Annotated in this window: 24 protein-coding genes; 4 read left to right on the plus strand and 20 right to left on the minus strand. The window is 56.2% G+C overall.

What is annotated here, in order from left to right; genetic code table 11:
- Positions 1-75: 75 nt before the first annotated feature.
- The 4 genes from glrR to purL all read right to left on the minus strand — a co-directional run bounded on the left by glrR (position 76) and on the right by purL (position 8,012).
- Positions 76-1,413, minus strand: coding sequence for a two-component system response regulator GlrR (glrR, locus tag ACOTX4_RS09175; RefSeq protein WP_003860687.1), 1,338 nt, complete (start codon positions 1,411-1,413; stop codon positions 76-78).
- Complete coding sequence (qseG, locus tag ACOTX4_RS09180; protein ID WP_003860689.1) at positions 1,410-2,162, minus strand: two-component system QseEF-associated lipoprotein QseG; 753 nt, start codon at positions 2,160-2,162, stop codon at positions 1,410-1,412. Before qseG ends, glrR begins: the two co-directional genes overlap by 4 nt.
- On the minus strand, positions 2,159-3,592 hold the full coding sequence (gene qseE, locus ACOTX4_RS09185) for a two component system sensor histidine kinase QseE/GlrK (RefSeq protein WP_032610263.1): 1,434 nt from the start codon (positions 3,590-3,592) through the stop codon (positions 2,159-2,161). The genes qseG and qseE overlap by 4 nt, the downstream gene beginning before the upstream one ends.
- A gap of 532 nt (positions 3,593-4,124) precedes the next feature.
- Positions 4,125-8,012, minus strand: a complete 3,888-nt coding sequence (purL, locus tag ACOTX4_RS09190; protein WP_045330524.1) for a phosphoribosylformylglycinamidine synthase — start codon at positions 8,010-8,012, stop codon at positions 4,125-4,127.
- A gap of 267 nt (positions 8,013-8,279) precedes the next feature.
- Between purL and mltF the strand changes: the two genes are divergently transcribed.
- Positions 8,280-9,830: a membrane-bound lytic murein transglycosylase MltF gene (gene mltF / locus ACOTX4_RS09195; RefSeq protein WP_022651605.1), complete on the plus strand. Its 1,551-nt coding sequence runs from the start codon at positions 8,280-8,282 to the stop codon at positions 9,828-9,830.
- Here mltF and tadA read toward each other — a convergent pair.
- The 4 genes from tadA to murQ are packed head-to-tail and all read right to left on the minus strand — an operon-like array spanning position 9,718 to position 13,191.
- Positions 9,718-10,257 (minus strand): tRNA adenosine(34) deaminase TadA, encoded by a 540-nt coding sequence (gene tadA / locus ACOTX4_RS09200; RefSeq protein ID WP_045330526.1) that lies wholly within the window; start codon positions 10,255-10,257, stop codon positions 9,718-9,720. The two genes, mltF and tadA, sit on opposite strands and share 113 nt — an antisense overlap.
- Before the next feature lie 24 nt (positions 10,258-10,281).
- On the minus strand, positions 10,282-10,917 hold the full coding sequence (gene yfhb / locus ACOTX4_RS09205) for a phosphatidylglycerophosphatase C (protein ID WP_003860696.1): 636 nt from the start codon (positions 10,915-10,917) through the stop codon (positions 10,282-10,284).
- A 3-nt stretch (positions 10,918-10,920) separates the two neighbouring features.
- Positions 10,921-12,285, minus strand: coding sequence for a PTS transporter subunit EIIC (locus ACOTX4_RS09210; protein ID WP_346399774.1), 1,365 nt, complete (start codon positions 12,283-12,285; stop codon positions 10,921-10,923).
- Between the two features lie 9 nt (positions 12,286-12,294).
- On the minus strand, positions 12,295-13,191 hold the full coding sequence (gene murQ, locus ACOTX4_RS09215) for an N-acetylmuramic acid 6-phosphate etherase (protein ID WP_003860700.1): 897 nt from the start codon (positions 13,189-13,191) through the stop codon (positions 12,295-12,297).
- A gap of 118 nt (positions 13,192-13,309) precedes the next feature.
- Here murQ and ACOTX4_RS09220 point away from each other — a divergent pair, with 118 nt between their 5' ends.
- Positions 13,310-14,158 (plus strand): MurR/RpiR family transcriptional regulator, encoded by an 849-nt coding sequence (locus ACOTX4_RS09220; RefSeq protein WP_003860702.1) that lies wholly within the window; start codon positions 13,310-13,312, stop codon positions 14,156-14,158.
- A 56-nt stretch (positions 14,159-14,214) separates the two neighbouring features.
- Positions 14,215-14,475, plus strand: coding sequence for a YfhL family 4Fe-4S dicluster ferredoxin (locus tag ACOTX4_RS09225; RefSeq protein ID WP_003860704.1), 261 nt, complete (start codon positions 14,215-14,217; stop codon positions 14,473-14,475).
- Here the strand turns inward: ACOTX4_RS09225 and acpS are convergent.
- The 11 genes from acpS to rpoE form a co-directional block, all read right to left on the minus strand.
- A complete protein-coding gene (acpS, locus tag ACOTX4_RS09230) occupies positions 14,472-14,852 on the minus strand; it encodes a holo-ACP synthase (protein WP_003860706.1) in 381 nt (126 codons plus the stop codon). The genes ACOTX4_RS09225 and acpS overlap by 4 nt on opposite strands.
- Positions 14,852-15,583, minus strand: coding sequence for a pyridoxine 5'-phosphate synthase (gene pdxJ / locus ACOTX4_RS09235; RefSeq protein WP_045330528.1), 732 nt, complete (start codon positions 15,581-15,583; stop codon positions 14,852-14,854). Before pdxJ ends, acpS begins: the two co-directional genes overlap by 1 nt.
- Positions 15,584-15,658: 75 nt before the next feature.
- Positions 15,659-16,366 carry a DNA repair protein RecO gene (gene recO, locus ACOTX4_RS09240; RefSeq protein WP_003860708.1) on the minus strand — a complete coding sequence of 236 codons (708 nt, stop codon included), beginning with the start codon at positions 16,364-16,366 and terminating at the stop codon, positions 15,659-15,661.
- Positions 16,367-16,383: 17 nt separating this feature from the next.
- Positions 16,384-17,289 (minus strand): GTPase Era, encoded by a 906-nt coding sequence (gene era / locus ACOTX4_RS09245; protein WP_003860709.1) that lies wholly within the window; start codon positions 17,287-17,289, stop codon positions 16,384-16,386.
- Positions 17,286-17,966: a ribonuclease III gene (gene rnc / locus ACOTX4_RS09250; protein WP_003860711.1), complete on the minus strand. Its 681-nt coding sequence runs from the start codon at positions 17,964-17,966 to the stop codon at positions 17,286-17,288. The genes era and rnc overlap by 4 nt, the downstream gene beginning before the upstream one ends.
- A gap of 223 nt (positions 17,967-18,189) precedes the next feature.
- Positions 18,190-19,164 (minus strand): signal peptidase I, encoded by a 975-nt coding sequence (gene lepB / locus ACOTX4_RS09255; protein WP_003860712.1) that lies wholly within the window; start codon positions 19,162-19,164, stop codon positions 18,190-18,192.
- 15 nt (positions 19,165-19,179) lie between these two features.
- Complete coding sequence (lepA, locus tag ACOTX4_RS09260) at positions 19,180-20,985, minus strand: translation elongation factor 4 (RefSeq protein WP_003860714.1); 1,806 nt, start codon at positions 20,983-20,985, stop codon at positions 19,180-19,182.
- A gap of 185 nt (positions 20,986-21,170) precedes the next feature.
- Positions 21,171-21,647, minus strand: a complete 477-nt coding sequence (gene rseC, locus ACOTX4_RS09265) for a SoxR-reducing system protein RseC (protein ID WP_006811609.1) — start codon at positions 21,645-21,647, stop codon at positions 21,171-21,173.
- Positions 21,644-22,597 carry a sigma-E factor regulatory protein RseB gene (gene rseB, locus ACOTX4_RS09270; protein WP_003860717.1) on the minus strand — a complete coding sequence of 318 codons (954 nt, stop codon included), beginning with the start codon at positions 22,595-22,597 and terminating at the stop codon, positions 21,644-21,646. Before rseB ends, rseC begins: the two co-directional genes overlap by 4 nt.
- Positions 22,597-23,247 carry an anti-sigma-E factor RseA gene (gene rseA, locus ACOTX4_RS09275; RefSeq protein WP_063937762.1) on the minus strand — a complete coding sequence of 217 codons (651 nt, stop codon included), beginning with the start codon at positions 23,245-23,247 and terminating at the stop codon, positions 22,597-22,599. Before rseA ends, rseB begins: the two co-directional genes overlap by 1 nt.
- A gap of 31 nt (positions 23,248-23,278) precedes the next feature.
- Positions 23,279-23,854, minus strand: coding sequence for an RNA polymerase sigma factor RpoE (gene rpoE / locus ACOTX4_RS09280; RefSeq protein WP_006176728.1), 576 nt, complete (start codon positions 23,852-23,854; stop codon positions 23,279-23,281).
- 425 nt (positions 23,855-24,279) lie between these two features.
- Here rpoE and nadB point away from each other — a divergent pair, with 425 nt between their 5' ends.
- A complete protein-coding gene (nadB, locus tag ACOTX4_RS09285; RefSeq protein WP_003860722.1) occupies positions 24,280-25,899 on the plus strand; it encodes an L-aspartate oxidase in 1,620 nt (539 codons plus the stop codon).
- Here nadB and trmN read toward each other — a convergent pair.
- Positions 25,884-26,621, minus strand: coding sequence for a tRNA(1)(Val) (adenine(37)-N(6))-methyltransferase TrmN (gene trmN, locus ACOTX4_RS09290; protein WP_003860724.1), 738 nt, complete (start codon positions 26,619-26,621; stop codon positions 25,884-25,886). The genes nadB and trmN overlap by 16 nt on opposite strands.
- Positions 26,622-26,634 lie beyond the last annotated feature (13 nt).

A 26,634-nucleotide genomic window follows, 5' to 3' on the forward strand; every position in this document is an offset into this window, starting at 1 on the left:
GTCCTTAAACTCTTGCCAGTAAGCAGCCTCGTAATCGGTTGCTCACAGTATCATATTCAGGCGAATTTTGCGGTATTACTCTTTAAAATCGTTCGCTTCCAGCTCATGGCGTGAGAGCAATTTATAAAACTCGGTACGGTTACGCCCGGCCATGCGCGCCGCGTGGGTCACGTTGCCTTTGGTGATTTGCAGCAGCTTGCGCAGATAGTTCAGCTCGAACTGGTTTCGCGCTTCCGCAAACGTCGGTAAGGCCGTGTTTTCCCCCTCGAGCGCCTGCTCCACCAGCGCATCGCTGATCACCGGCGATGACGTCAGCGCCACGCACTGCTCAATCACGTTCACCAGCTGGCGTACGTTGCCCGGCCAGCTTGCTGTCATCAGGCGTTTCATCGCATCGGTGGAGAACGCGCGCACGAATGGTTTGTGGCGGTCAGCGGCCTGGCGCAAAAGGTGATTTGCCAGCAGCGGGATATCTTCCGCACGCTCGGCCAGCGCCGGGATTTTCAGGTTGACGACATTCAGTCGATAGTAGAGATCTTCGCGGAACTCGTTGCGCGCCATCACCTTGGGCAAATCGCGATGGGTAGCGGAAATAATGCGCACGTTGATATCGATATCGCGGTTGCTGCCAAGCGGACGCACTTTCCGCTCCTGCAACACGCGCAGCAGTTTGACCTGCAACGGCGCGGGCATATCGCCAATTTCATCAAGGAACAGCGTGCCCCCCTCAGCCGCCTGGAACAGCCCTTCACGGCTGCTCACCGCGCCGGTAAAGGCGCCGCGGGCATGGCCGAAGAGCTCAGACTCAAGCAGTTGTTCCGGCAGCGCGCCACAGTTGATGGCAATAAAGGCATTTTTACTGCGTGGGCTGGCGTTGTGGATCGCCTGGGCCAGGATCTCTTTCCCGGTCCCGCTCTGGCCGTTGATCAGCACGCTAACGTCGGATTGCGCCACCATCCGCGCCTGTTCCAGCAGGCGCAGCATCACAGGGCTACGCGTCACGATGGATTCACGCCAGCCGTCGTCGCCGGATGGCGCCGCGTGCTCAAGAGCGCTGTCGATCGCTTTATAGAGGGCGTCTTTATCCACCGGTTTGGTGAGGAAGCTGAATACCCCCTGCTGCGTCGCGGCCACCGCATCAGGAATAGATCCGTGAGCGGTGAGGATAATCACCGGCATCCCGGGCTGCTGCTTCTGGATCTCCGTGAACAGTTGCAGGCCATCCATTTCATCCATGCGCAAATCGCTGATCACCAGATCGATTTTCTCGCGGCTGAGCACTTTCAGCCCCTCCTGCCCGCTTTCAGCGGTGACCACGCTGTAGCCTTCGCTGACCAGACGCATCCCCAGCAGCTTTAACAGCCCGGGATCGTCATCCACCAGTAACAGATGGGCAGGTTTACGGCTTGTCATGGCTTCACATCCTCTTGTTTCGGCGTCTCACTGTCTGGCGTCGTGGCAGAGTTGCCTTTCGACCCATCGGGCAGATAGCTGCCTGCCGGCTTACGCGTCGAGAGCTGTCTTTCGATATCGGTCAGATTTTCGAGCTTGCGGGTGGTGGTTTCCAGCTGCTCGCGCAGCGACTCCTGCTGCTGGCGAAGCGCATCAAGCTCGCTGTCGCTTGACTGCTGCAATTTGCTGTAGCGGAAACGCTCTTCGGACAGCTGTAATTGCAGGGTTTGTCCGTCCCGCCAGAGCTGATAAACCGGGCGCACCTGGGGGGGAATATTGATCACGTAAGTATCCAGCCGCGTCACGTTGGCGCGGCGTTCGACAGGCGTGATTCTGGCATCCGCCATCACGATCCCGCGTTTAAACGCGTCCTGCCAGGTATCGTCCATCAGCATCGCCGCCTGGGCACGGGCCTCGGCGGGCGCCAGTCGCTGGGCGCAGTCTATTCCGCGCAGCCAGAACAGCGGATTGGATTCAACATCACGCCCCGACAGGCTCCAGATATCATCGCAACGTGTTGAAAGGAAATCGGCCAGCTGTTTTTGCGGCCATTTATCTTCCTGTTTGTGGCTAATCGCACTTTTTGGTGCATGGGTTACACAGCCGGCCAGCAGTAAGCAGGGCAGGCTGAGGCGCACATTTTTGCTGGAAAACACCGCGCGCAGTGCGCGGTAAAAGACGTGTGACATACTCACCAGGTTGTTATTCATTTCATTGATTTTTCCGGCTCAAGAGGCAGTTCGATACGAAAACAGACATCGGCGCGTTCATCACTCACGATGTTAAGCTCACCCTGCATGCGTCGTATGCAGTCGCGGGCAATACTCAGCCCCAGACCACTTCCTTTTACCGCACCTTTTCGCTGATGACTCCCCTGGAAGAAGGGCTCAAAGATCATCGTTTTTTCATCATCCGGAATCGGGCTTCCCGTATTCGCTACGTCAATAAATACCCGCGAACCGTTGTTATTGCTTCTGATATAAATGGTACCGGATTCAGTACCATAGTGCACCGCATTGGAATAAAGATTATCCAGTACGCTCATTAGGAGCATCGGCTCTGCCAGGCAGGATGGCGCATTGAGATCCACCTGGGTATGCATCATTTTAGCTCTTGCTGGCAGGCTATGGGCGGAGATCACCATGTCCACCAGCGGTTCAATCTCAACGCTTTCAAGCACCACAGCACCATCCGCCAGCTTGCGGTTATAGTCCAGCAGTTGTTCAATAAGTTTTTGTAAATTGCGGCTACTGGCATCCAGAATCGCCACGATCTCTTTTTGCTCAGGGGATAACGGCCCCGCCACTTCGTCTGCCAGCAGCTCCGTGCCTTCACGCATACTGGCCAGCGGTGTTTTGAGTTCGTGTGAGATATGGCGCAGGAACTGGTGACGCTGCGATTCCAGCCACGCCAGGCGTTCAGAAAGCCAGATGATGCGCTGACCGACCGAGCGCAGCTCGCGCGGGCCTTTAAAAACAACCGTATCCCCGAGAGATTTGCCCTCCCCCAGGCGGTTAATCATCCGCTGGATCCCCTTTACCGGGCCGATGATCATGCGGGTAAAGAGCAGTACCAGCCCCAGGCTGACGAGGAACAGCACCAGCGCCTGCCAGCCGAAGAACTGGCCGCGCTCGGCAATCTCCTGCTGGAGTTGTTGACCACGGGAAAAGATAACCGTACGGGTGGACTGCACCATCTCCGTATTGGCGTTCGCGAAGGCTTCAAGTCGGGCGGCGGCGGCGGCATCAGGACCGCTGTTTTTGCACTGGAGCTGCGCCAGATCGTTCAGATCCTGACGCAGCGCCTGATAGAGTTTGTCATCCGGCAAGACCCCGGCATGGGCATCCAGCATTTCGCTGTAGCGTTTACGCTGGTTCTGATAGACCCTCTCCAGCGTACGGTCGTCCAGCACGCAGTACTGGCGATAGCTACGCTCCATCTCCAGCGCGGCGTTGGTCATTGCCTCGCTACGGCGGGCATCAATAAGCGTGGTGCGGTTAGTCAGGGCCGCCTGGGCACTTAACGCATTCAGGCTTTGCCATGCCTGCCACGCCAGAACCAGCAAAGGTAGCAGGATCAGCAGGAAGGCCATCATAACGAGCTGTCGCAGGGAGCGAGGGAAAGCGGGCCAGCGTTTCAACACATTACTCTCATCATCCGGGTTTGAGGAGAGCGTAACTGAGTCTGCCCTTCAGATACAACAAAGCCGGGTAAAAACCCGGCTTTGTCATGGAATAAGGCGGTGCCTAACTCGACGTTTCGCCCTGGCCTGATAAAGCATTGCAATAATCAGTAGTTGGACGGCAGGCACCTTTTTGTGCGTCATTCGAAGTTTATGTAGCACGTCCCGAAGGGGCTGACATAAGAAGGTGAATGAGCCACTGGCTACTATTATGCAACATGCGTGCCAGATTGCAAACTTTGATACTATCCTTATGATTAATAATTGTTTTATTATTAAAATGCATTGATTGTCAGGTGAATGATTTACAGGCTAAGTGTCGCTATTAAGCAACACCTTAATGGAAACCTGTCCTGCCATAGATAAATCAACAATTTATATGTCTCTTATTGGAGACACTCAATCCAGAGGATTGTCGCAATTTTGCGACAGGTACAAAAAAGCCCGGTGGCGCTCGCGCTTACCGGGCCTACAGTCAGGGCGTTGAAACTTAACCCAGTTGTTTACGCGCGTTGCGGAAAATGCGCATCCACGGGCTGTCCTCGCCCCAGTTTTCCGGGTGCCAGGAGTTGCTCACGGTGCGGAAGACACGCTCCGGGTGCGGCATCATGATGGTCACCCGACCGCTTTCGCTGGTGACCGCGGTAATGCCATTTGCCGAACCGTTCGGGTTCGCCGGATAGGTTTCCGTGACCTTGCCGAAGTTATCGACAAAGCGCAGCGCCACCAGGCCTTTGCTCTCAAGCTGCGCCAGATGGGCCGCATCGCGCACTTCTACCTGACCTTCGCCGTGGGAAACGGCGATTGGCATCTGAGAGCCAACCATCCCCTGCAGCAGCAGAGACGGGCTCTGAGTCACTTCTACCAGACTGAAGCGCGCTTCGAAGCGGTCGGACTGGTTGCGCACAAAGCGTGGCCAGGCTTCGCTGCCCGGGATCAGCTCGCGCAGGTTAGACATCATCTGGCAGCCGTTGCACACGCCCAGCGCCAGGGTTTGCGGACGATGGAAGAAGGTCTCGAACTCGTCGCGCACGCGGCTGTTAAACAGAATGGACTTCGCCCAGCCTTCGCCCGCGCCCAGCACGTCACCGTAGGAGAACCCTCCGCAGGCAACCAGCGCCTGGAAATCATCCAGCCCGGTACGCCCGGCCAGCAGGTCGCTCATGTGGACGTCGATGGCGTCAAAGCCCGCCCGGTGGAAGGCCGCCGCCATCTCAACGTGGGAGTTAACGCCCTGCTCGCGCAGCACGGCCACTTTCGGACGCGCGCCGGTCGCAATGTACGGCGCAGCGATATCTTCGTTGATGTCGAAGGAGAGCTTCACGTTCAGGCCTGGATCGTTGTCGTTAGCCTTGGCGTTGTGTTCCTGATCGGCACATTCCGGGTTATCGCGCAGGCGCTGCATCTGCCAGGTGGTTTCTGCCCACCACATGCGCAGCGTGGTGCGGCTTTCGCTGAACACCGCGTGGCCGTCGGCTTCAATCACGAAGCGGTCGCCCTGCACCGCTTTACCGAGATAGTGTACGCAGTCTGCCAGACCGTGCTGCGCCAGAATCGCTTCCACCGCGTCGCGATCTGCGGCGCGTACCTGAATGACCGCGCCAAGCTCTTCGTTAAACAGCGCCGCCAGGCGGTCTTCGCCAAGCGTTGCAATGTTTGCTTCAACGCCGCAGTGACCGGTGAAGGCCATCTCTGCCAGCGTCACCAGCAGGCCACCATCGGAACGGTCGTGGTAGGCCAGCAGCTTGCGCTGTGCCACCAGCGCCTGAATTGCGTCGTAGAAGCCTTTTAGCTGCGCCACGTCGCGCACGTCGGCTGGCTTGTCGCCAAGTTGACGGTAAACCTGCGCCAGTGCGGTGGCGCCCAGCGCGTTGTGGCCTTTACCCAGGTCAATCAACAACAGGGCGTTATCTTCGGTCGCCAGCTGCGGCGTAACGGTATGGCGTACGTCTTCTACACGGGCAAACGCGGTGATCACCAGCGACAGCGGAGACGTCATCTCGCGCTGCTCGTTACCCTCCTGCCAGCGGGTTTTCATCGACATGGAGTCTTTACCCACCGGAATGGTCAGGCCGAGGGCTGGACACAGCTCCTCACCCACCGCTTTCACGGCTTCATACAGGCCGGCGTCTTCCCCCGGGTGACCGGCTGCCGCCATCCAGTTCGCGGAAAGTTTGATACGTTTGATGTCGCCAATCTGCGTCGCCGCGATGTTGGTCAGCGCTTCACCAACCGCCAGTCGTGCAGAGGCGGCGAAGTCCAGCAGCGCCACCGGGGTGCGTTCGCCCAGCGCCATCGCTTCGCCGTAGTAGCTGTCGAGGCTCGCGGTGGTCACGGCGCAGTTAGCGACCGGGATCTGCCACGGGCCAACCATCTGATCGCGGGATACCATACCGGTCACGGTGCGGTCGCCGATGGTCACCAGGAAGGTTTTCTCTGCCACAGCAGGCAGGTGCAGCACGCGGTTAACCGCTTCTGCCACGGTGATGCCCTGGCGATCCAGCGCTTTGCCCGCCGCTTTGCGAGTCTGCACGTCGCGGGTCATCTTCGGCGTTTTGCCGAGCAGCACGTCCAGCGGCAGATCGATCGGCTGGTTGTCAAAGTGGGTGTCGCTTAAGGAAAGGTGCTGCTCTTCGGTCGCTTCACCGATGACCGCATACGGCGCGCGCTCGCGGCGGCACAGCTCGTCAAACAGCGGCAGCTGATCGGCGGCAACCGCCAGCACGTAGCGCTCCTGGGATTCGTTACACCAGATTTCCAGCGGGCTCATACCCGGCTCATCGCTCAGGATATCGCGCAGGTTGAAGCGTCCGCCGCGACCGCCGTCGCTCACCAGCTCAGGCATAGCGTTGGACAGGCCGCCCGCTCCCACGTCGTGGATAAAGAGAATCGGGTTAGCATCGCCCAGCTGCCAGCAGCGGTCGATTACTTCCTGACAGCGACGCTCCATCTCCGGGTTGTCACGCTGCACGGACGCGAAGTCAAGATCCGCATCAGACTGACCGGAGGCCATCGAAGAGGCCGCACCGCCGCCCAGACCGATATTCATCGCCGGGCCGCCGAGCACGATCAGCTTCGCGCCGACGACGATCTCGCCTTTTTGCACGTGATCGGCACGGATGTTGCCGATCCCGCCCGCCAGCATGATCGGTTTGTGGTAGCCGCGCAGCTCTTCGCCGTTGTGGCTGTCCACTTTCTCTTCATAGGTACGGAAGTAACCGTTCAGCGCCGGACGACCAAATTCGTTGTTAAACGCCGCGCCGCCCAGCGGGCCTTCGGTCATGATATCCAGCGCGGTCACGATGCGCTCTGGCTTGCCGAAATCTTCTTCCCACGGCTGTTCAAAGCCCGGGATACGCAGGTTGGAGACGGAGAAACCGACCAGACCCGCTTTTGGTTTCGCGCCGCGACCGGTCGCCCCTTCGTCACGGATTTCACCGCCGGAGCCGGTCGCCGCACCCGGCCATGGGGAGATCGCCGTCGGGTGGTTGTGGGTTTCCACTTTCATCAGGATATGCGCGGGCTCCTGATGGAAGTCATAGCGCCCTGCTTCGCGATCGGCGAAGAAGCGGCCCACCTCGGAACCTTCCATCACCGCGGCGTTGTCTTTATAGGCAGACAGCACGTGGTCAGGGGTTTGCTCCATGGTGTTTTTGATCATTTTGAACAGCGACTTCGGCTGCTGTTCGCCGTCGATAATCCAGTCGGCGTTGAAAATCTTGTGGCGGCAGTGCTCGGAGTTGGCCTGCGCGAACATATACAGTTCGATGTCGTTCGGGTTGCGATTCAGCTTAACGAATGCATCCTGAAGGTAGTCGATTTCATCCTCTGCGAGTGCCAGACCAAGACGCAGGTTTGCGTCGATCAGCGCCTGACGCCCCTGCCCCAGCAGATCCACGCTCTGTACCGGCGCAGGCTGATGGTGGGAGAACAGTTTCTGCGCATCATCCAGAGAGTCAAACACGCTCTCCATCATGCGGTCGTGCAGTTCAGCCGCAACCGCCTGCCACTGCGCGTCGCTCAGGGTAGAGGCTTCCACGTAGTACGCCACACCGCGCTCCAGACGGTTAATCTGGCTCAGGCCGCAGTTGTGAGCGATGTCTGTTGCTTTGGAAGACCAGGGGGAGATGGTGCCAGGGCGTGGCGTGGCGAGGATTAATTTGCCGGTCGGCGTATGGCTGCTCAGGCTTGGGCCATATTTAAGCAGACGTTCCAGCTGTACGCGCTCCTCTGCATTCAGGGGGGCATTCAGGTCAGCAAAATGGACATACTCAGCGTAAATATTGCTTACCGGAAGGTCGGCCGCCTGAAAACGTGCCAGCAGTTTGTTAATACGGAAGGCAGACAGTGCAGGCGAACCACGCAGAATTTCCATCATAAGTCTCTCGTCTTCGAAGCGCCGGGGCGCTTACAGTGTGCGCAAGGGGGGAAAACGGGCGTCATTATAGAGAATCCTGAGCGCCGACGAAACCGTTTGCGTCGAAATAAAATCAACCTTTATGTTTAACAATAGATGTGACCTGTCTCTCTAATTGGTTGCCAACTGGCGCTACTTTGCGCAAAATGCCGCTCAATCAATGGCAAACTCTACTCTTAACATGACTACAGCACACTGAGGCAACCGGCGTCGCAGAGAATTAACTAATTGAAAAAATTAAAGATTAATTATCTGCTCATCGGCATTGTTACGTTGCTGCTGGCAGTGGCCCTCTGGCCGTCTATTCCCTGGTTCGGCAAGGCCGAAAACCGTATCGCCGCCATTCAGGAGCGGGGGGAGTTGCGCGTCAGTACCCTCTCCTCCCCGCTTATTTACGACGATATCAACGGTAAAACCATCGGTCTTGATTACGAACTGGCACAGCTGTTTGCGGACTATCTGGGCGTGAAGCTGAAAGTTACCGTGCGGCAGAACATCAACCAGCTGTTTGATGATTTGGACCATGACCGTGCCGATATTCTCGCCGCAGGTCTGGTGTACAACAGCGAACGCAGCAAAAACTATCAGCCGGGCCCGACCTACTACTCCGTGTCGCAGCAGGTGGTTTATCGTGTGGGTAGCCTGCGCCCGCGCTCACTGGCCGACATCACCGACCAGCAATTGACCATTGCGCCAGGCCATGTGGTGATTGACGATCTGCGGGCGTTGAAAGAGAAAAAATACCCTAACCTCAGCTGGACGGTCGATCCTAAACTCGGCACGACCGAATTGCTGGAGCAGGTAAAAGATAAAAAGCTGGCCTATACCATTGCTGATTCGGTGGCGATCAGTCTTTTCCAGCGCGTTCATCCTGAAATCGCCGTGGCGCTGGATGTGACCGACGAACAGCCGGTGACCTGGTTTACCCAGCTGGACGACGATCAAACCGTCTCTGCGGCCATGCTCGATTTCTTTAATTCCATCAATGAAGACGGCACCCTGGCGCGTCTGGAAGAGAAATATCTCGGTCACGGGGACGATTTTGATTACGTTGACACCCGCACCTTCCTGCGCGCGGTGGACAGCGTGCTGCCGGACCTGCAACCGCTGTTTGAGAAGTACGCCCAGGAGATTGACTGGAAGCTGCTGGCGGCAATTTCCTACCAGGAATCGCACTGGGATGCTCAGGCCACCTCCCCCACGGGCGTGCGCGGGTTGATGATGCTCACCAAAAATACCGCCCAGAGCCTCGGCATCAGCGACCGGACCGATGCGGAACAGAGCATCAGCGGCGGCGCGCAGTATTTACAGGATATGATGGCGAAAGTGCCGGAGACGGTCCCGGAAGGGGAGCGGATCTGGTTTGCGCTAGCCGCCTATAACATGGGGTATGCGCATATGCTCGACGCGCGGGCGCTGACGGCGAAAACCAAAGGTAACCCGGACAGTTGGTCAGATGTAAAACAGCGCCTGCCGCTGCTTAGCCAGAAACAGTGGTACCAGAAGCTGACGTATGGCTATGCGCGCGGCCATGAAGCGTATGCCTACGTGGAAAATATTCGTAAGTATCAGATAAGCCTGGTGGGATATCTGCTGGAGAAAGAAAAAGAGGCGGCCGAGGCGCAACAGCTGGCTGAAAGCTATCCGGTGGTCGCACCGGAAGAGCTTAATCACCCTGCGGTTTCAATTCTGCCTTTTGTTGCTTTTTCTGCTGCCGACGCATTCGAAAAAAGTCACTTAACAGACCCGAACATTCTGGTGCAAGTACCCCGCCGATAGTTTTCACCTGGTGGTTCATCCCCGGATGCCCAAGTACGTCCATCAGTGAACCAGCAGCGCCCGTCTTTTCATCCCGCGCGCCAAACACCAGCGTACCGATTCGGCTGTGCACCATCGCCCCGGAGCACATTGCGCACGGCTCAAGGGTGACATACAGGGTGGTATCAAGCAGACGATAGTTTTGCAGCACCAGTCCGCCCTGACGCAGCGCCATAATTTCAGCATGCGCGGTAGGATCGTGACGGCCAATCGGACGGTTCCACCCTTCCCCAATCACCTGATTGTTATGGACCAGTACCGCGCCCACGGGCACTTCGCCCTCTTCCCAGGCGCGCTGAGCCAGCACCAGCGCATGGCGCATCCAGTATTCATGATTGTGTTCAGGGTTGGACAAGGGCTGATACTCCAGTCGAAAAGCGGGCGGCATTATACACAGCCGGTACAGATAAGACTATTCGAGTTGCTGAAGTTCGCCCAGAGGCGTGACGCGCCAGCGGTGCTGGCAAAAATAGAGCAGCGGGTTGTCCTGCTTGCTGTCGCTGTAGCCGCTGTAAAGACGCAGCGGCGTACCGATGCGTTTCTCCAGCTGCACCACTTTTTCATGTCCGAGGCAGCGCAGGGTGAGCACCCAGCCGCCGTAGCCGCGCGCGATCTGCGTGGCGATAAGATTTACGCGCGGCAGCCAGGGCGTATCAAAATAGACTTGCTCCACCAGCGTCTGCGGGGAGCCAGTAATCAGCCAGATATCGGCATCATTGGCGTCGAGATAGCTGGTCAGGCGCGCCTGTACCACGGGAAACGCGGCGACGTGCCCGCGAAACCAGTGCGCAAAATCCTGTTCGAGCTGCTTGAGGCGCGCTTCGCTATGACCAAACGTGCATCCCCAGAGCAGCAGGCTCATCGGCCAGCGCGCTGCACGGCCTTTCACCAGCAGCGCGATGCCAATAACGGGTAACAGGGGTAATACCAGCAACGCGTTAAGGGGCTGGCGCCGTAGCAGGTAGCGCATAAAGGTGCCGAACATATCCTGCTGATGCAGCGTTCCATCCAGATCAAAAAAGACAACGCGACGCTCGTGACTGGCCAAACCTTACTCCTCTGGGTCGTTGAATCCTAACAGCCAGGTAAACAGGAACCCGGCGATCACCGCTACCAGATAGCCTAACAGATAGAGCATCACTTTTCCGGTCACGATGGTTAATGCCAGCGGTAACCCGGAGATCCCGAAGGTAATGACGGTCGCCACTTTCCAGTAGCTGATTAACGCCCCGCCCACCGCCCCACCGAGACAGGCGGCCAGGAACGGCTTACCCAGCGGCAAGGTCACGCCGAAAATCAGCGGCTCGCCGATACCGAGCAACCCGACCGGCAGCGCCCCTTTAATGACCTTTTTTAAACGCGCGTTGCGGGTTTTCATCAGCACCGCGATGGCCGCGCCGACCTGCCCAACGCCAGCCATCGACAGGATCGGCAGCAGGGCGTTATAGCCGTGCGCCTGTACCAGTTCGACGTGAATCGGCACCAGCCCCTGATGCAGACCGGTCAGCACTAACGGCAGGAAGGTCCCGGACAGCACGGCCCCCACCAGCAGCCCGCCGCGATCGATCGCCAGAGACGCGCCGTGGGCGATGGCTTCAGAGATCGCGCCGCCTAACGGTTGCAGCGCCACAATCGCCACGCTCCCGGTAATCAATGTGGTCAGCAGCGGGTTGAGGATCAGTTCAATCGAGCCTGGCAGCAACTCGCGTAGCTTTTTCTCAATCCAGCACATCAGAATGACCACCAGCAGCATGGCAATCACCCCACCGCGGCCAGGCTGAAGCGCCTCGCCAAACAGCGTAATCTGCGCCAGCTGCGGGCTGGAGAGGATACCCGCCATTACGCCGCCCATCGCCAGCGAGCCGCCGAACACTTTGGCCGTGTTCACCCCCACCAGAATATTCATGATGGCAAACACCGCGCTGCCGAAAATCGCCAGAATACCCAGCAGGTTCGGATACTGGGTGGCGAAATTCCCGACAATATCCGGACGCTTGAGGATATTGATAATCCCGGAGATCAGCCCCGACGCGATAAACGCCGGGATAAGAGGAATAAAGACGTTTGCCAGCTGGCGCAGCGCATCGCTCATGGGGGCTTTGTATTTGGCTTTCGCCTGCGCTTTGGTGCGTTCCGCGTCGTCAAAGGTGGGAGCCGTTTCACTGCCCGTCATCAGGGCGCGCATGGCATCAACCACCTGCGCCGCTTTGCCCGGACCGACAATCAGCTGGTGCTGTTGCCCCTGTTTAACGTACCCGCTCACGCCGGGGAGCTGCTTCAGGCGCGTTAAATCAAGCTTTTCGTCGTTGTACACCTCGACGCGTACACGCGTCATGCAGTTTTCCAGACGCTGAATATTTTTTTCCCCACCGATCCCAAGCAGGATGTCGCTGGCGAGCGCTGCTGTTTTGTCCATAAACGCCTCTTATTGATGTTCTAATGCCGCCCGTAAAAACCCGTGATGGGCTTCAAGCCTGGCTCTGGCCGCGGCTGCATCCAGCCCGGTTAATATCATCAGAATGGCGGGTTTTACATCGTGATCGGTCTGCTGAAGCACCTTTTCCGCCTCTTCACGACTGGCGCCTGTCGCTTCCATCACCATGCGGCAGGCTCTGTCCACCAGCTTGACGTTGGTGGCCTGCATATCCACCATCAGGTTTTGGTAGACCTTGCCAAATTTCACCATCGCGCCGGTGGAGATCATATTGAGCACCAGCTTCTGTGCGGTTCCGGATTTCAGGCGCGTGGAGCCGGTGAGCGCTTCCGGCCCGACGACCGGAGAGATGGCAATGGCGGCCACCTGCGCAATCGGCGAGCCCGGGTTACAGGAGATGGCCACCGTGGTACATCCCGTCTGTCTGGCGTATTCCAGCCCACCAATGACGTACGGCGTACGACCAGAAGCCGCCAGCCCGACGACCAGATCCTGCGCGGTCAGGTTCAGCGCCCTGAGATCGTCTTCCCCAAGCTGTTTATTGTCTTCTGCCCCTTCCACCGCTTTCAGCAGCGCGCCGGGGCCACCGGCAATCAGGCCAACGACCAGACCGTGCGGAACGCCAAATGTCGGGGGACATTCTGAGGCATCCAGCACACCGAGGCGCCCACTGGTACCCGCCCCCATATAAATAATGCGTCCTCCTGCTTTCAGAGCGTCGGCAGCGGCGTCTACGGCTTTCGCCACCTCGGGCAATGTCTCTTTGACTGCCAGCGCGACGAGGGTATCCTGTTGATTAAAGCGGTTTACCAGCTCCAGCGTGGACAGTGCATCAAGATCCATGGTTTGCGGGTTACGCGTTTCAGAAACAAGAGAGCCTAGATTCATGTTATTTACCTCTGGAATTTTTAATTCATAATAAACGCACTATAATGGAATATAAAATTCATTCAGGCGAGCATAATTCGTATTTGCGCAGGTAATCACATTTTCGCCAGGAGACCGTATGAACTGTTTAATTCGTATTCGCCAGCGCTACGCAGGGTTTGCCCAGAGTGACAAAAAGCTGGCGGATTATTTACTTTCCCAGCCCGATCGCGCGCGACACCTCAGCTCCCAGCAGCTGGCAGGTGAAGCCGGGGTGAGCCAGTCGAGCGTGGTGAAATTTGCCCAGAAGATAGGCTATAAAGGCTTTCCGGCGCTAAAACTGGCGATCAGTGAAGCACTGGTAAGCAACCCTAATCCGCAGTCAATGCCGGTGCATAACCAGATCCGCGGCGACGATCCGATGCGTCTGGTCGGCGAAAAGCTGATCAAGGAGAACGTGGCGGCAATGCATGCCACGCTGGATGTGAACACGGAAGAGAAGCTGCTGGAAAGCGTAGCCATGCTTCGCGACGCGCGGCGTATTGTATTGACCGGGATCGGTGCCTCCGGACTGGTTGCGCGTAACTTTGGCTGGAAGCTGACAAAAATCGGCTATAACGCCATCGTTGAACAGGATATGCACGCGCTGCTGGCGACCGTGCAGGCCATGGATCCTGACGATTTACTGCTGGCCATCTCCTATTCCGGCGAGCGCCGTGAAATTAATATGGCTACCGACGAAGCCCTGCGCGTAGGAGGAAAAATTCTGGCCATTACTGGCTTCAGCCCGAATGCGCTCCAGCAGCGGGCCACCCGCTGTCTGTATACCATCGCCGAGGAACAGGCCACTCGCAGCGCGGCGATTTCGTCGACGAGTGCGCAGATGATGCTAACGGACCTGCTGTTTATGGCGCTGGTTCAGCAGGATCTGGAGCGTGCGCCAGAGCGTATTCGTCACAGCGAAGAGCTGGTAAAAAAACTGGTTTGAACAACGAATGAGCGTATAATGCCCGCCCTGTTTGTGATGTTTCTGAGAATTTCCTGATGGCGCTGTTAATCACCAAAAAATGCATCAACTGCGATATGTGCGAACCCGAATGCCCGAACGAGGCGATTTCGATGGGCGACAGCATTTATGAGATTAACAGCGACCGCTGCACCGAGTGCATTGGCCACTATGAGACGCCGACCTGCCAGAAGGTGTGCCCAATCCCCAATACAATCTTAAAAGATCCGGCACATGTCGAGAACGAAGAACAGCTGTGGGATAAGTTTGTCCTGATGCACCATGCGGACAAAATTTAACCTTCGATAATCACCGTCGCACAGGCGTAGTGGCGTTCATCTGCAAGCGTTACGTGCATGTGCGCCACGCCCAGCTTTTCCGCCAGCTTAAGCGCCTCGCCCCATAAACGCAGACGTGGCTTACCCAGCTCATCGTTAAACACTTCAAACTGGTTAAACGCCAGGCCGTTACGAATGCCCGTGCCGAACGCTTTCGCCGCCGCCTCTTTTACCGCGAAACGCTTTGCCAGAAAGCGCACCGGCTGCTGATGCGCCTCCCAGATAGCCCATTCGTTATCGCTCAGCACGCGTCTTGCGAGGCGATCGCCGCTCCGGGCGATCACCGCTTCAATGCGGGCTATTTCAACGATGTCGGTGCCTAAGCCCAGAATAGCCATTACTGACGCGCTTCCAGCATCAGACGCTTCATCTCGGAAACCGCGTCTTTCAGACCGCTCATCACCGCACGGCCAATGATAGCGTGGCCGATGTTCAGCTCGTGCATTTCCGGCAGGGCAGCAATGGCTTTTACGTTGTGATAGGTCAGGCCGTGACCGGCGTTAACCTTCAGTCCCAGGCTCGCGGCGTAGGTTGCCGCTTTGGCGATCCGCTCCAGCTCTTTCGCCTGCGCTGCGTCGTTTTCAGCATCGGCATAGCAGCCGGTGTGAATTTCAATATACGGCGCGCCCACGTCGGCAGCGGCTTTAATCTGGGTGAAATCGGCGTCGATGAAGAGAGAAACCAGGATACCGGCATCCGCCAGGCGTTTGCAGGCATCGCGCATTTTGTCGAGCTGCCCGGCCACATCCAGACCGCCTTCGGTGGTCACTTCCTGTCGTTTTTCCGGCACCAGGCAGCAGAAATGCGGCTTCGTATCGCAGGCAATCGTCAGCATCTCTTCCGTTACTGCCATCTCCAGATTCATGCGGGTATCCAGCGTCTGGCGCAGGATACGCACGTCGCGATCGGTGATGTGGCGACGGTCTTCACGCAGGTGGACGGTAATGCCGTCCGCCCCAGCCTGCTCGGCGATAAACGCCGCCTGAACCGGATCCGGATACGCCGTGCCGCGCGCGTTGCGCAGGGTGGCAATGTGGTCGATGTTGACGCCTAACAGTAATTCAGCCATGACAATCCTCGGTATTTTTGTTCATTTACCTTCTCCCTCTCCCTCCGGGAGAGGGCTGGGGTGAGGGGTAAAACATTAGCGTTTCGGCATAAACTGCCTGAATAATTCGCGGCTCTTTAAAGGTTTGCCCCCAAGATACGGCTTGAGCGCAATTCGGGTAAAGCGTTTTGCCGCACGCAGGGTGTCGGCGTCCGGGAACTCGCGTTCATACAGTGCTCTGAGCTGGCGCCCGGTAAAGGTGCTGTTATCGACGACGACACTGGCAATAAAGCCCTTTTCCTCACGATAGCGATAGGTCATGGTATCTTCTACCTCGTCCCCACTCCCCGCGCAGTGCAGAAAATCAACACCGTATCCAAGGTGACCGAGCAGCGCCAGCTCGAAACGACGCAGCACAGGCTCAGGAGTGCCGGTTGCGCCAGCGAGCGACTGGATACAGTGCAGGTAATCAAAGAAAAGTTCAGAGAAGCGGGTCTCATGTTCAAGCACCCGTGAGATGAGTTCGTTGACGTACAAACCGCTGTAGAGCGTGATACCAGAAAGAGGAAGCGCGAGGGAAACGGCTTCAGCACTGCGCAGGGTTTTGACTTCCCCTCGCCCGCCAAAGCGGACCAGCAGTGGGGTGAAAGGCTGCAAGGCACCTTTGAGATTAGAACGTCTGGATCGTGCGCCTTTGGCAACAAGGCGCACGCGACCGGACTCTTCCGTGAAGACGTCCAGCATCAGGCTGGTTTCGCTCCAGGGACGACTATGCAGGACAAAGGCGCGCTGCCATCCATCCATATGCTCGTCGTCTTAGGTTACTGATCTTCGCCGTAACCGAGGCTGCGCAGCGCACGCTCATCATCGGCCCAGCCAGATTTCACTTTCACCCACAGTTCCAGGTGAACCGGTGCTTCAAACATGTCCTGCATGTCTTTACGGGCTTCGATTCCGATAGTTTTGATCTTGGCGCCTTTATTACCGATCACCATCTTCTTCTGCCCTTCACGCTCAACGAGGATCAGACCGTTAATATCGTAACCGCCGCGCTCGTTGCTCTGGAAACGCTCGATCTCCACCGTCACAGAGTACGGCAGTTCAGCGCCCAGGAAACGCATCAGCTTCTCACGGATGATTTCAGACGCCATAAAACGCTGAGAGCGATCGGTGATGTAGTCTTCAGGGAAGTGATGAGTCGCTTCCGGCAGATGCTTGCGCACGATGCCCGCGATGGTATCAACGTTCAGACCCGTCTCCGCAGACAGCGGAACGATGTCGAGGAAGTTCATCTGGCTGCCCAGCCATTGCAGGTGCGGCAGCAGATCGGCTTTTTCCTGCACATTGTCCACTTTATTGACCGCGAGGATCACCGGCGTTTTGCCGTCGCGCAGCTTGTTCAGGACCATTTCGTCGTCCGGCGTCCAGCGGGTGCCTTCCACAACGAAAATCACCAGCTCTACGTCGCCAATGGAGCTGCTCGCCGCCTTGTTCATCAGACGGTTGATGGCGCGCTTCTCTTCCATGTGCAGGCCCGGGGTATCGACGTAAATCGCCTGATACGCGCCTTCAGTATGGATACCGACGATGCGGTGACGCGTGGTCTGCGCCTTACGCGAGGTGATAGAAATCTTCTGCCCAAGCAGATTATTCAGCAGGGTGGATTTGCCAACGTTCGGACGTCCGACGATGGCAATAAATCCGCAATAGGTTTTGTCGATGCTCATTCCAGCTCCAGCATTTTTAACGCCTGTTCGGCGGCAGCCTGTTCAGCCTTACGACGGCTTGAACCCGTGCCGACCACCGGTTCACTCAGGCCACTGACCTGGCAATGGATGGTAAATTCCTGATCGTGCGCTTCGCCACGTACCTGCACCACCAGATAGGATGGCAGCGGCAGATGACGACCCTGCAAATATTCTTGCAGACGCGTTTTAGGATCTTTTTGTTTATCGCCCGGGCTGATTTCGTCCAGGCGGGTCTGATACCAGTTCAGGATCAGCTTTTCTACGGTCTGTATATCGCTGTCCAGGAACACGCCACCGATCAATGCCTCGACCGTATCGGCAAGGATGGATTCACGACGGAAACCACCACTTTTCAGCTCACCTGGCCCCAGACGCAGACATTCACCCAGCTCAAACTCGCGTGCGATTTCAGCGAGGGTATTGCCGCGCACCAGCGTGGCGCGCATGCGGCTCATATCACCTTCGTCCACACGCGGAAAACGATGATAAAGCGCATTTGCAATCACGAAACTTAAAATAGAGTCGCCTAAAAACTCGAGACGCTCATTATGTTTGCTGCTGGCACTGCGATGGGTTAATGCCTGTTGCAACAACTCCTGATGATGAAAAGTGTAGCCCAGCTTCCGTTGAAGCCGATTAATTACGATGGGGTTCATGCGATACCAATAAATGAATGCGTCAAAAATGCAGCACACGAAACCGACCTGAGAAAACCAACGCGGTTTCGTGTGCCGTGGCACCCTTGCAGGGCCAACCTTAAACTTCGGGGGAATATTCTATACACAACGACAGGGGATGTCGTTAGTTCAAAGAGATTTATCGCTGAAATAATTCACGTAGCGGCGAATAAAAGCCGCTACGTGTTATTTTTGACGAAAATTAATGAATTCCGCCAATACGATTCAGGCGAACGCCGGTCGGCCACTCGCCTTCCTGCTTCTCAAAACTCATCCAGATAGCGGTTGCTTTACCGACCAGATTCGCTTCCGGCACAAAGCCCCAGTAACGGCTGTCCGCAGAGTTATCGCGGTTGTCACCCATCATGAAGTAATGTCCCGGCGGCACAATCCAGGTCGCCAGCTGTTGGCCTGGCTGCTGGTAGTACATTGCCAGTTGATCCTGTGCGATTGGCACGGTCAGAATGCGGTGAGTGACATCGCCCAGCGTCTCTTTCCGTTCAACCAGACGAATACCGTTCTCTTTGGTTTCACCTTTTGGCACCTGGAAGAATCCGCTGGTCGCTTCACCGCCGTTACGGCGGGCAAAGGTCTGCACAAAATCACTTGGCTCAACGTTGGAGTAAGTGACTGGCAGCGCATTTTCACATGCAGTTCCAGAGCTACAGCCTGGCTGAATGGTCACCTCTTTCGCCACCGGATCGTAGGTTACTTTATCGCCCGGCAGACCTACCGCGCGTTTAATATAATCCAGCCGTGGATCTTCCGGATATTTAAACACCACGATGTCGCCACGTTTCGGATGACCCGTTTCGATCAGCGTTTTCTGGTAGATCGGATCTTTGATGCCATAGGCAAACTTCTCAACCAGAATGAAATCACCGATCAGCAGCGTTGGCATCATCGATCCTGACGGGATCTGGAACGGTTCATAGATAAAAGAACGCACCACCAGCACAATCGCCAGCACCGGGAATACCGATGCCCCTGTTTCCAGCCAGCCCGGTTTTGGGCCGACTTTTTTCAGGGTTTTCGCGTCCAGCGCATCGCCCGTGGCTGCCTGCGCGGCAGCCTGACGTTCACGGCGTTTTGGGGCGAAGATAAACTTATCCAGGCACCACAACAGACCTGTCACCAGGGTAGCGATGACCAGGATCAGGGCAAACATGTTCGCCATGCCAACTCCTTAAGGTTATTTACCGTTACCGTCTTTACCAACATGAAGGATGGCAAGGAATGCTTCCTGCGGCAGCTCAACGTTACCGACCTGCTTCATACGCTTCTTACCTTCTTTCTGCTTCTGCAACAGCTTTTTCTTACGGCTGACGTCGCCGCCATAGCACTTAGCCAGAACGTTTTTACGCAGCTGCTTCACGGTTGAACGGGCAATGATGTGGTTACCAATGGCCGCCTGAATCGCAATGTCAAACTGCTGACGCGGGATGAGATCTTTCATCTTCTCAACCAGCTCACGACCACGGTACGGTGCGTTATCGTTGTGGGTGATCAGCGCCAGGGCATCAACACGCTCGCCGTTGATCAGTACATCCACGCGAACCATGTTCGAGGCCTGGAAGCGTTTGAAGTTGTAGTCCAGCGACGCATAGCCACGGGAGGTAGACTTCAGACGGTCGAAGAAGTCGAGCACTACTTCCGCCATCGGAATTTCATAGGTCAGCGCCACCTGGTTACCGTGGTAAACCATGTTGGTCTGCACGCCACGCTTCTCAATACACAGGGTGATCACGTTGCCGAGGAACTCCTGCGGCAGCAGCATGTGACACTCTGCGATAGGCTCGCGCAGTTCCTGAATATTATTCAGCGGCGGGAGCTTGGACGGGCTGTCGACGTAGATCACCTCTTTCGACGTGGTTTCTACTTCGTAGACAACCGTCGGGGCGGTGGTGATCAGATCCAGATCGTATTCACGCTCCAGACGTTCCTGAATGATCTCCATGTGCAGCAGACCGAGGAAGCCACAGCGGAAGCCGAAGCCCAGCGCCGTTGAGCTTTCTGGCTCGTAGAACAGGGAGGCATCGTTGAGGCTCAGCTTTCCGAGCGCATCGCGGAAGTTTTCGTAATCGTCAGAGCTGACCGGGAACAGACCCGCATAAACCTGCGGTTTCACCTTTTTGAAGCCTGGCAGCGCTTTATCTGCCGGGTTACGTGCACCGGTCAGGGTATCACCCACCGGCGCGCCGAGGATGTCTTTAATGGCACAGACCAGCCAGCCCACTTCGCCGCATTTCAGCTCGGTACGGTCAACCTGTTTTGGCGTGAAGATGCCCAGACGGTCAGCGTTGTAGACCTGGCCGGTGCTCATGACCTTGATTTTGTCGCCTTTACGCATGGTGCCGTTTTTAATACGCACCAGCGAAACAACGCCGAGGTAGTTATCAAACCAGGAGTCGATGATCAGCGCCTGTAGCGGCGCATCCGGGTCACCTTCCGGCGGCGGAATATCACGCACCAGACGTTCCAGTACATCCGGAACGCCGACGCCGGTTTTCGCCGAGCAGCGCACAGCATCGGTCGCATCAATACCGACGATGTCTTCAATCTCTTCCGCTACGCGCTCAGGATCGGCGGCTGGCAGGTCGATTTTATTCAGAACCGGCACCACTTCGAGATCCATTTCCATGGCGGTGTAGCAGTTTGCCAGCGTCTGGGCCTCTACGCCCTGTCCGGCATCCACCACCAGCAGCGCGCCTTCGCAGGCCGCCAGCGAGCGTGACACTTCATAAGAGAAGTCAACGTGCCCTGGGGTGTCGATAAAGTTCAGCTGATAGGTTTCACCATCGGAAGCTTTATAGTCGAGCGTCACGCTCTGCGCTTTGATGGTAATACCGCGTTCGCGTTCCAGGTCCATGGAGTCCAGAACCTGGGCTGCCATTTCACGATCAGACAGGCCACCGCAAATCTGGATAATACGGTCAGACAGCGTCGACTTACCGTGGTCAATGTGAGCAATGATCGAAAAGTTACGTATGTTCTTCATATAGTTAAATAATTATGCCTTACGAATTCCTGGAGGCCGCTGTTCTTAGCCTGACGTTTTTCAGTGCGAAAACGCAGCATTCTACACTACATCCTCGTCAGCTGGAACTGCACTTAGAGCCAGGTATAGCGCGAAGAGACGGCGTTTTCTTTATTGCGATGTAAATAATAATAAAGCCCGGCAGATCACCGGGCCTCAGAAGAGAGCGTCTCAACACGAAGTTGGTCGGGTGCCAGTGCAACGCTGAGGATAACGGGCTGCCACGCTTCCCGGGCGGCAAGCCTTGGGGAAACACCTTTAGCAAGCCAGAACCCGCCCACGCCGCCCAACGCGGCCCCGCACATGGCGGCCAAATCTGTGCCGAACAGCATCTGGAAAACCCCGCCCATCACGAACAGACCTGCCAGCGGAGAAAGGTAAACCAGCATGGCGGAAGTGAGCAGGCTACCTTCAGCGATGCCCAGCTCCACTTTTTGCCCTGCCACCAGCGGCTGATCGCTCGGCACAGCAATAGTGTGCGACGTTTGCGGCCCCAGCTTATTCAACACGCGGCTGCCGCAACCGGCTCGCGAAGCGCAACTGCTGCATGATGCTTTAACGTCACAGCTAACAAGCGCTACGCCATCCTGCCAGGATACGACCGTGGCCCACTCTTTAATCATTGCGCAGCCCTGAATTTAATGCTGTCGGAAATACGTTTTGCCGTTGGCGGCGGTAATTCACCGACAATGGTAATTTCCGCATTATCGCGCACCGTCGTGCTGACCGTCCGGCGACCGGTACGGAGCATCTGTTCGGAACTGTTCGCCGTAGCGCGATTAATATTCACCGAGAAGCTAAACAGCCCATCGGAATAGAGTCGCGACTCAACCGGAGTTTCGATAGTAGGCAGCTGGCGACGACTGCTGGAAACTTCGCTGAACCCTTGCGGGATCCAGGATGGTACCCAGTTAAAATTGACAGAATCGCCGGCAGGCACGGAAAGCAAAGGCGGCAGGCTGGCTTTGGCCAGATTCTGCATGCTGTTGCCGACCTGACTGTTTACGTCAAAGGAGATCACACGGAACTGCTCCAGCGTTTCACCGTCGCGATCGAGCAGATCAACGCGCATCGGCAGCTTCGTCTCTGCGTCAATCCAGACGATATAGCTGTAACGCGTCCCATCCCGCGCAACAACGCGGATCACTTCGCACAGCCTGTCGGCAATACGCGTTCGCCCCACCGAGATAAAATCATAGTAGGGGGCGAGACGTTTAAAATCGGTGTAAATGAGCGACGGCAGGGAGTCAACGATGTAGTCACCATTGAGCGTAAACGGCTCAAGGCCAGGCTCGAAATAGCTGATTTCGTTCCCACGCTGGACCACTTCCCGACGCGGGCCATCCATCTGTAAAAGCTGGGCGAGCGGCTGGTTATCAAGGCGGGCGTGGCGATAGCGTAACGATTCGACACCCTGCTTATTGATGCTGATAAATGCCAACTCGTAATTGAGTGACTGGCTGGCCAGATTCATTTGCTGCAACAACGCCCCGGATGAAACATCAGCCGAGGCGTTAGCAGAGAAGAACAGGCTACCCGCCATCAAAGACATGGCGAACCAAAGTTGCTTCATTACTGCGATTGCGTTCCTAAAGTTTGGTTTCCTGGCACCTGCACAGCAGCCTGCTGGGTTTGGGCCTGCTCAAACTGAAGCTGCTCGGAGTGCAGACGGCGCTGCAACTCGTAATCCTGCAACATCGCATTAATGCGACGGCGCTGCTCCTGTACCTGCTGTTGCTGTCCGCCGCTTGCGGAGGCATCTGCCGGTACGCCCAGGCTAACCGGGCTGGCTTTACCCATCATCGGCAGCGTATTAAACACTGGCGCTTCAGGTTGCTGATTGGCTTCAGACTGAGTGTTATAGTGCTGGACCCCAACGATAACTGCAAGCGATACGCACGCAGCGACCCCCATCTGGGTGAGCTGGCTGGCCCATGGACGCACCTTGTGCCAGAACGGCATTTTCTGCCACTGGTGAGGTGCAGGCTGCGCTTCAGGAATCAGCGACGTGGTCTGATGAACAGGTTCGTTCTCAATGGCCGCCATAACGCGTGCTGAGATATCGAAATGGAGAACCTCACTGGTATCACCGCGCAGCGTGTCGCGGATAAGATGATAGCTCTCCCAGGTCTGTTGCATTTCGGGAGAATGAGACAACTCATCGAGCAGCTCATTATCCAGCGTTTCACCATCCATTAAAGCGGAAAGTTTTTCTTTCTGCATGCCTAATACCTTTTCCAGTATCCCGCTATCGTCAACGCCTGATAAGCGGTTGAACTTTATTATCAATGGCTTCTCGCGCACGGAAAATTCGTGAACGAACCGTGCCGACCGGACAATCCATGATGGCGGCTATCTCTTCATAGCTTAGGCCATCCAGCTCCCGTAACGTAATTGCCATGCGTAAATCTTCCGGGAGCGACTCGATCGTGCGAAAAACGATTTGTCTCAGTTCTTCTGACAACATTAAGTTCTCAGGGTTCGAAATTTCTTTCAGCGCGCCGCCACTTTCGAAGTTTTCTGCGTCGATAGCGTCAACATCACTTGAAGGCGGACGCCGGCCCTGAGCAACCAAATAATTCTTAGCCGTATTGACTGCAATACGATACAGCCAGGTATAAAAAGCACTATCCCCCCGGAATGAATCCAGCGCGCGATAGGCCTTAATAAAAGACTCTTGTACAACATCAGGAACATCGCCTGACGGCACATAGCGGGAAACCAGACTCGCTACCTTATGCTGGTAGCGCACCACCAGTAGGTTAAAAGCTTTCTGATCTCCCTTCTGGACCCGTTCAACCAGGACCTGGTCCGTTAACTGCTCGCTCATCCGAGGTAATGTCTCCCCAAACCAAATTCCACGCGTTATCGAAACGCCACTCTAACAACATTGCACTTTGAGCAAGCACCGAATTAGAGTGTCTGTTCTTCAATAAGTTCCGTAACGCCTTTGTTTTTGTTCATCGCGCCGCAGACCATTCATTTTCTCTCATTATAAGTCTGTTCACGATACGCACCCGCTTTCTGACAAGAATCATTAACTTTATCGTCAGAAGAGTAACGCAACACAGGCTTTATTTCACCACAAAATCTGAAGCTAACGATCTGCTTCGCAAAATATTTCCGGCCATTTAGCGCAGATTTAACCTCCGGGATTCCGTTTAGTCATTGCAACACACCTCAAAAAAAACGTGCGATATCTCGCATCGCAATGCTATTCTCCCCACACCATGTTTAGTAAATTAAACAAACATCATGAACACGACGCCTGAACTTCATTGTGATGTACTGATCATTGGCAGCGGTGCTGCCGGCCTCTCCCTCGCACTGCGCCTGGCGGAACATCAGAACGTAATCGTGCTGAGTAAAGGGCCGATGAGCGAAGGTTCCACCTTCTATGCACAAGGCGGTATTGCCGCGGTGTTTGATGAAACGGATAGCATTGCCTCGCACGTAGAAGACACCCTGATTGCCGGTGCCGGGATCGTGGATGAGCATGCCGCAGAGTTTGTCGCCAGCAATGCCCGCCACTGCGTGCAATGGCTTATCGATCAGGGCGTGCTGTTTGATACGCAGGTTCAGCCTAATGGTGAAGAGAGCTATCACCTGACCCGTGAAGGCGGGCACAGCCACCGCCGTATTCTGCACGCTGCTGATGCAACCGGAAAAGCGGTTGAAACCACGCTGGTCAGCAAAGCCCTCAGCCATCCCAATATTCGGGTGCTGGAGCGCAGCAACGCCGTCGACCTGATTATTTCCGATAAAATTGGCCTGCCCGGCACGCGCCGTGTTGTCGGCGCATGGGTGTGGAATCGGAATAAAGAGAAGGTGGAAACCTGCCAGGCAAAAGCCGTTGTGCTGGCCACCGGCGGCGCCTCCAAGGTTTACCAGTACACGACTAACCCGGATATCGCCTCCGGAGACGGTATCGCCATGGCCTGGCGCGCAGGTTGCCGCGTGGCGAATCTGGAGTTTAACCAGTTCCATCCTACCGCCCTGTTCCACCCGCAGGCGCGTAACTTCCTGTTAACTGAAGCGTTGCGTGGCGAAGGCGCGTATCTGAAGCGTCCGGACGGTTCCAGGTTTATGCCGGACTTCGACCCCCGAGGTGAACTGGCACCGCGGGATATCGTGGCCCGCGCCATTGACCACGAGATGAAGCGGCTTGGCGTGGACTGTATGTATCTGGACATTAGCCATAAACCGGCAGACTTTATTCGCCAGCACTTCCCGATGATTTATGAAAAGCTGCTGAGTCTGGGTATTGATCTAACCCGCGATCCGGTGCCGATTGTACCTGCCGCCCACTATACCTGTGGCGGAGTGATGGTTGACGATCATGGTCGTACCGACGTGGATGGTTTGTATGCGATCGGCGAGGTCAGCTATACCGGCCTGCATGGTGCGAATCGCATGGCCTCAAACTCGCTGCTGGAGTGTCTGGTGTATGGGTGGTCGGCTGCGGAAGATATTACCAAACGCATGCCCTATGCACGTCCGACAACACACTTGCCGGCATGGGATGAAAGTCGGGTAGAAAACCCGGACGAACTGGTGGTAATCCAGCATAACTGGCACGAGCTGCGGCTTTTCATGTGGGATTATGTCGGGATTGTACGTACAACGAAGCGTCTGGAACGCGCGTTACGCCGCATCATGATGTTGCAGCAGGAAATCGATGAATATTACGCCAACTTCCGCGTTTCTAATAATCTGCTGGAGCTGCGCAACCTTGTGCAGGTTGCCGAGTTGATTGTGCGCTGTGCAATGATGCGCAAAGAGAGCCGTGGCCTGCATTATACGCTGGACTATCCCGAACCGCTTGAAACGTCCGGGCCGTCGGTGTTGACGCCGCAGGTTCACATAAACAGATAAAAGGCCTGGGTCAGAGCTGTGTAATCTTCGGAATAACGCTGGTCTGGCCCACGAATGACCATCCTGTCGATAAAGCACTCGCCCTCTTTCGGCGAGAGTGCCAGCAACACGCGGTGCGGTAAGCGTCCTTCCGTATCCGAAATATCGGTACGAAGACGCAGATTCCAGCCGATCTCATGTGCGATCTCAATGAAGGTATTACCCGTGCTTTCAGGCAAGACCACGCAGAAAAATCCCTCTTCCGAGATGAGCTCCGCCGCACTGGTCAGTAGCGCCTTGTGATCGAGCGAGCCGGTGTAACGTGCCTGCTCGCGTTCCGGCGTGCCACATTCCACGCCTGGCGTGAAATACGGCGGATTGCTGACAATCAAATCGTAACGCGCGGTCTGCTCCGGCGCCCAGGTCAGGACATCGGCGCATTCTACCCTGATGCGTTCTGCCCACGGAGAGTCGGCAGCGTTTTCACTTGCCTGCCGGGCCGCCTGAGGATCAAGCTCAACGGCATCGATCGTGACGTGTTCTTCCGTTCGCTGCGCCAGCATCAGCGCCTGAAGTCCGCTGCCCGTACCAATATCCAGAATGCGTTTTACACCTGCGACAGGAGCCCATGCCCCCAGTAAAATACCGTCTGTACCGACTTTCATCGCACAACGATCGTGCGCCACAAAAAACTGTTTAAACGTAAAACCATCGCGGCGCAACTGCGCTTTGAGTTGAGACATGTCAGGGCAACCT

Origin of the sequence: Enterobacter cloacae complex sp. IR5459 (assembly GCF_049238005.1) — a bacterium.
Classification (GTDB): Bacteria; Pseudomonadota; Gammaproteobacteria; order Enterobacterales; family Enterobacteriaceae; genus Enterobacter; species Enterobacter hormaechei_C.